Consider the following 6,279-nt stretch of genomic DNA (forward strand, 5'->3'; position numbering starts at 1 on the left):
CGCCCCCGCCACGACCGAGGCGGCGTTGCGGCCGCCGGATTCCATCTGGCCGCGCATGACCTGGATCGCCTGCAATTGCCGCATCGCCGAGGACAGCACCAGGAAAGGATGGCCGCCGGACGCACAATGCCTGGTGAAGGCAATGTCGAAATCTCCGACCTTGCCGTCGAGCATGGCGTCGACCGCGCCGTCGAAGGAGGCGCCGGAGACATCGCCGGACAAGCCATTGACGTCGTCGAGGTCGATCTCCTTCTTGCCATGGGCGTAGAGCACCAGCTTGTCGATCTCGCCGCGCGAGGCCAGACGGTCGCCGCCGAGATTGCGGCGCAGCGCCTGGCGGGCGTCGAGCGTCATCGACATGCCGGCCTTGCGCAGCTCGTCGTCGATCACCGTGTCGAGATCGCGGGCCTCGTCGGCATAGCAGGGCAAGGCGATGGCGTTCCCGGCTGCCTCGACGATGGCCCGCAGGCCAGCGCCCTTCTTCAGGTCGCCCGCCTCGATGAGGATGAGAGCATCCGGCGCCGGCTCCGCCGTCAGCGCCTTGATGTCGTCGGCCAGCGCCTTCTGGCCGCTGGCGTTGCGGACCCAAAGCAGCCGCCGGTCGGAAAACATCGGCACGGTGCGCGCCTCGTCGAGCAGACGGCCTTCGTCGCGATCGACTTCCGCGCCATCCAGCTTGACCACTGAGAAAGGGTCGTCGAGCGGCAGCCCGGTCTTCAACGCGAAGGTCTTGGCCCGCTCGGCGACCAGGCCACGATCGGGGCCGTAAAGCAGGACGATGGCCATGGCCGGGTCCGGCCGCGCCAGCCACGAATCGACCTCGTATCCCTTCTTCTGTGCCATGCGGGGTGAGTTAGCATGAGGCGGAGACGGAGTGAACGGAGAAGCGGCCAGCCTCTCTTCATCCTCGGGCTTGACCCGAGGATCCATGCCGTGACTTTTGCCGGGGAGCGCCAGGGTGCAGAATATTCTCCAACCGCCGCAACGCGTCAACGTCGCGGCATGGATTCCAGGGTCTGCGCGCGTCGCTCCGCTCCTTGCTCCGCCCTGGAATGACGACCCTGAAGCAGAGTCTGTCACGCCCCTCTGCCCTGCCGAGCAACTCCCCACGAGGGTGGAGATTAGCTGCGTCGGCCGGCGCGCATGCCTTAATTGTCTTTTGTGGCGGCAAACGCTCCGCAAACTTCCGCCAAATTGCGCGACGCTTGGAAACATCGACAAGAAATTTCTGCGCCATATCTGCATCTTGTCGGCCATGTGCCGCATCGGCTCGACGAGGCTGATGACCGGGAGGACGGCCGCCATCTCGCCCGATGAAATGGCGGCGCGGATGTGCAAGTATCGCACCGGCAACATTGGAGGAGGAAGGTCATGGCCGATGCTGGAATGTTGCGCTTTCATGTTCCCGAGCCCGAGGTTCGGCCCGGCGGCACGCCCGACTTCTCGAATGTGACCATTCCCAAAGCGGGGTCCGTGCCGCGGCCGGAGGTCGATGTCGATCCGCGCACCATCCGCGACATGGCCTTCTCCATCATCCGCGTGCTTAACCGCGCCGGCGAAGCCGTCGGGCCATGGGCCGGGCTGCTCACCGACGAGGAACTGCTCGAAGGCCTGCGCCATATGATGACGCTCAGGACCTTCGATGCGCGCATGCAGATGGCGCAGCGCCAGGGCAAGACTTCCTTCTACATGCAGCATCTGGGTGAAGAGGCGGTGAGCTGCGCTTTCCGCAAGGCACTCAAGCCTGGCGACATGAATTTCCCGACCTATCGGCAAGCCGGCCTGCTCATCGCCGACGGCTATCCGATGGTTGCGATGATGAACCAGATCTATTCCAACGAAGCCGATCCGCTGAAGGGCCGGCAGCTGCCGATCATGTACTCCTCGAAGGAGCACGGCTTCTTCTCGATCTCCGGCAATCTGGCGACGCAGTACATCCAGGCGGTCGGCTGGGCGATGGCCTCGGCGATCTCCAACGATTCCCGCATCGCCGCGGCCTGGATCGGCGACGGCTCGACCGCGGAGTCCGATTTCCATGCGGCGCTGGTCTTCGCCTCGACCTACAAGGCCCCGGTCGTGCTCAATGTCGTCAACAACCAGTGGGCCATCTCCACCTTCCAGGGCATTGCCCGCGGCGGCTCGGGCACTTTCGCCGCGCGCGGTCTAGGCTTCGGCATCCCGTCGCTGCGGGTCGACGGCAACGACTATCTCGCCGTCCATGCGGTAGCCAAATGGGCGATCGAGCGGGCGCGTCGCAATCTCGGGCCGACCCTGGTCGAATATGTCACCTATCGCGTCGGCGCGCATTCGAGCTCGGACGATCCGTCGGCCTACCGGCCGAAGGCGGAATCGGACGCCTGGCCGCTCGGCGACCCGATCATCCGGCTGAAGAACCATCTCATCCACAAGCAAGTCTGGACGGAACAGCGCCACATCCAGGCGGAAGCCGAGATCCTCGAAACCGTGATCGCGGCGCAGAAGGAAGCCGAAAGCCACGGCACGCTGCATGCCGGCGGCAAGCCGTCGACGCGCGACATGTTCGAAGGCGTCTATGCCGAGACGCCGCCGCATCTCAGGCGCCAACGCCAGCAGGCAGGGGTCTGATCGATGCCCAGACGCACCATGATCGAGGCGATCCGCGACGCCATGGATGTCTCGATGGCGCGCGACGAGCGCGTCATCGTCTATGGCGAGGATGTCGGCTTTTTCGGCGGCGTGTTCCGCTGCACGCAGGGCCTGCAGGCCAAATACGGCAAGAACCGCTGCTTCGATGCGCCGATCAGCGAATCCGGCATTGTCGGCTCGGCGATCGGCATGGCCGCCTATGGGCTGCGGCCCTGCGTCGAGGTGCAGTTCGCCGACTATGTCTATCCGGCTTACGACCAGATCGTCTCGGAGGCGGCGCGGCTGCGCTACCGCTCCAACAACGATTTCACCTGCCCGATTGTGGTCAGGATGCCGACCGGCGGTGGCCTCTTCGGCGGCCAGACGCACAGCCAGAGCCCGGAAGCGCTGTTCACGCATGTCTCCGGTCTCAAGACGGTGGTGCCGTCCAATCCGCATGACGCCAAGGGGCTATTGATCGCCGCGATCGAGGATCCGGACCCGGTCATCTTCCTGGAACCGAAGCGGCTCTACAACGGCCCCTTCGACGGCCATCACGACAACCCGGTGACGCCTTGGTCGAAGCACGAGCTCGGCGAGGTGGCGGATGGCCATTACACCGTACCGCTCGGCAAGGCGGCGATCCGCCGGCAAGGCTCGGCGGTCACCGTGCTCGCCTACGGCACCATGGTCTATGTCGCGCAGGCCGCGGCCGCGGAAACCGGCATCGATGCCGAAATCATCGACCTCAGGACGCTCCTGCCGCTCGACCTCGACACGATCGTCACCTCGGTGAAGAAGACCGGGCGCTGCGTCGTCGTGCATGAGGCGACGCTGACCTCCGGCTTCGGCGCCGAGCTCGCGGCGCTGGTGCAGGAGAACTGCTTCTACCATCTGGAGGCGCCGGTGGCGCGGGTCGCCGGCTGGGACACGCCCTATCCGCATGCGCAGGAGTGGGAGTATTTCCCCGGCCCCGCGCGGGTCGGGCGCGCGCTCGTCGAGACCATGGAAGCCTGAGGGGGGCCGGACGATGGGCGAATATGTCATCAAGCTTCCCGATGTCGGCGAAGGCGTCGCCGAGGCCGAGCTTGTCGAATGGCATGTCAAGATCGGCGACCTGGTGCGCGAGGATGCGGTGCTGGCGGCCGTCATGACCGACAAGGCGACCGTCGAGATCCCCTCGCCGGTCGATGGCGAGATCCTCTGGCTCGGCGCCGAGATCGGCGACACGGTGGCGATCGGCTCGCCGATCGTGCGGCTCAAAATCGCCGGCGAAGGCAACGTGAAAGCAGGCAGCGGTGCCAAGGCCGCGCCGAAGGCAGAAGCGCCGGCCGAGCCCGTGGAGGCAAAGTCCCAACCGCTGTCGGACGCCTCGAAAGCGGCGCCGAAACCGGCACAGATCCCGGCCCAGCCTTCCGTCGCGGCACCGAAGGCTGGGCGCCCGGCGTCCGTCATCGGCGCGCCGCGCGCGGAAGGCGAAAAGCCGCTGGCTTCTCCTGCCGTCCGACTGCGCGCCAAGGAAGCCGGCATCGATCTGCGCCAGGTTGCAGGCAGCGGTCCGGCCGGGCGCATCAGCCATGAGGACATCGAGGCCTTCCTGGCGCGCGGCCCGCAGCTTGCCCGCGCCACCGGCCTTGCCCGCAAGGAGGGCATCGAGGACATCAAGGTCGTCGGGCTGCGGCGCAAGATCGCCGAGAAGATGGCGCTCGCAAAGTCGCACATTCCCCATATCACCTATGTCGAGGAGATCGACGTCACGGCGCTGGAAGAACTGCGCGCGGCGCTCAACAAAGAGAAGCGGCAAGACCGGCCGAAGCTGACGCTGCTGCCGTTCCTGATGCGGGCAATGGTCAAGGCGATCGCCGATCAGCCGAACCTCAACGCGCTGTTCGACGACGAGGCCGGCGTTATTCACCAACACGCGGGCATCCATGTCGGCATCGCCGCCCAGACGCCGACCGGGCTCGTCGTGCCGGTGGTCAAGCATGCCGAGGCCCGCGACCTCTGGGAAAGCGCCGCCGAGATCAACCGGCTTGCCGACGCGGCCAAGTCCGGCACGGCGACGCGCGATGAGCTTTCCGGCTCGACCATCACCATCACCTCGCTCGGGGCGATGGGCGGCGTGGCGACCACGCCGGTCATCAATTATCCGGAAGTGGCGATCGTCGGCGTCAACAAGATCATGGTGCGGCCGGTATGGGACGGCGCGCAGTTCCTTCCGCGCAAGATTATGAATCTGTCGTCCAGCTTCGACCATCGCGTCATCGACGGCTGGGACGCCGCGGTTTTCGTGCAGCGGATCAAGGCGTTGCTTGAGACGCCGGCGCTGATCTTCGTGGAATAGTCGTATGGATACGGACGACGTTGCCCCCTCGTCATCCTCGGGCTTGACCCGAGGATCCATGCCGCGACCTCGCCCGAAGGGCGCGGCGGACCAGAATTCTGGACCGTTGCAACGCCTTCACGTCACGGCATGGATCCTGGGGTCTACGCGCGTCGCTACGCTCCTTGCTCCGCCCCAGGATGACGAGATTCCACGGATATCGACCAATCGCCACGGTCTGCGTTCGCCAGGCCCTAACCCTCTGCCAAAATCCCCGTGCTCAGCAACGAGAAGCCCATGAAAGAGATCTCCTGCAAGCTGCTCGTCATCGGCGCCGGTCCGGGCGGCTATGTCTGCGCCATCCGCGCCGGGCAACTCGGCGTCGACACGGTGATCGTCGAGTTCGGCAAGCCGGGCGGCACCTGCCTCAATGTCGGCTGCATCCCGTCCAAGGCGCTCATTCACGCGGCGGAAGAGTTCGAGAAGATCGCGCACATCGCCGGCGGCAAGGGGCCGCTCGGCATCGCGGTCGCCCCGCCGACGCTCGACCTGACCAAGACGGTCGCATGGAAGGACGGCATCGTTAGCCGGCTGAACAGCGGCGTCGCTGGGCTGCTGAAGAAGGCCAAGGTCAAGACCGTGCAGGGCTGGGCGACGTTCCGCGACGGCAAGACCGTCGAGGTCGAGACCGAGACGGGAAGCCAGGTGATCCGCGCCGAGGCGGTGGTGATCGCCAGCGGCTCGGTGCCGGCCGAACTGCCGTTCCTGCCCTTCGGCGGCCCCGTCATCTCGTCGACCGAAGCGCTGGCGCTGAGCGAGGTGCCGGACAAGCTCGCCGTCGTCGGCGGCGGCTATATCGGGCTCGAGCTCGGCATGGCCTTCGCCAAGATGGGCGCCAAGGTCGCCGTGGTCGAAGCCCTGCCGCGCGTGCTTGCGCAATACGATGCCGAGCTGACGCGGCCGGTGCTGAAGCGGCTCGGCGAGCTCGGCATCGAGGTGATGCTGGGTGCCAAGGCCAAGGGGCTGTCGACCAAGGGCGATGCGCTTATGGTCGAGACGGCAGATGGCAAGAACGCCAAGATCGCCGCCGACAGGGTCTTGGTCACGGTGGGGCGCAAGCCGCTCACCGAGGGCTGGGGGCTGGAGCAGATCGACCTCGACATGGTCGGAAAATTCATCCGCATCGACGACCAGTGCCGCACCTCGATGCGGGGCATCTACGCTATCGGCGATGTCACCGGAGAGCCGATGCTGGCGCACCGGGCGATGGCGCAGGGCGAGATGGTGGCCGAGATCGTCGCCGGCCACAAACGAGGCTGGGACAAGCGCGCGATCCCGGCGATCTGCTTCAC

Annotated in this window: 5 protein-coding genes; 4 read left to right on the plus strand and 1 reads right to left on the minus strand. The window is 66.1% G+C overall.

Annotated elements, in window-relative coordinates; all coding sequences use genetic code 11:
• Positions 1 to 843: DNA polymerase III subunit delta (gene holA / locus EOA60_RS14375; RefSeq protein ID WP_128311523.1), on the minus strand; the 843-nt coding region annotated here is incomplete at its 3' end.
• A gap of 528 nt (positions 844 to 1,371) precedes the next feature.
• Between holA and EOA60_RS14380 the strand changes: the two genes are divergently transcribed.
• From EOA60_RS14380 to EOA60_RS14395, 4 genes are all read left to right on the plus strand, one after another.
• On the plus strand, positions 1,372 to 2,604 hold the full coding sequence (locus EOA60_RS14380; protein WP_066991510.1) for a 3-methyl-2-oxobutanoate dehydrogenase (2-methylpropanoyl-transferring) subunit alpha: 1,233 nt from the start codon (positions 1,372 to 1,374) through the stop codon (positions 2,602 to 2,604).
• A gap of 3 nt (positions 2,605 to 2,607) precedes the next feature.
• Positions 2,608 to 3,621, plus strand: coding sequence for an alpha-ketoacid dehydrogenase subunit beta (locus EOA60_RS14385; protein WP_128311525.1), 1,014 nt, complete (start codon positions 2,608 to 2,610; stop codon positions 3,619 to 3,621).
• A 13-nt stretch (positions 3,622 to 3,634) separates the two neighbouring features.
• Positions 3,635 to 4,948, plus strand: coding sequence for a dihydrolipoamide acetyltransferase family protein (locus tag EOA60_RS14390; RefSeq protein ID WP_095825117.1), 1,314 nt, complete (start codon positions 3,635 to 3,637; stop codon positions 4,946 to 4,948).
• A gap of 276 nt (positions 4,949 to 5,224) precedes the next feature.
• Positions 5,225 to 6,279: FAD-dependent oxidoreductase (locus EOA60_RS14395; protein WP_128311527.1), on the plus strand; the 1,055-nt coding region annotated here is incomplete at its 3' end.

Origin of the sequence: Mesorhizobium sp. M1A.F.Ca.IN.020.06.1.1, assembly GCF_004023265.1 — a bacterium.
In the GTDB taxonomy this organism is placed as follows: domain Bacteria; phylum Pseudomonadota; class Alphaproteobacteria; order Rhizobiales; family Rhizobiaceae; genus Mesorhizobium.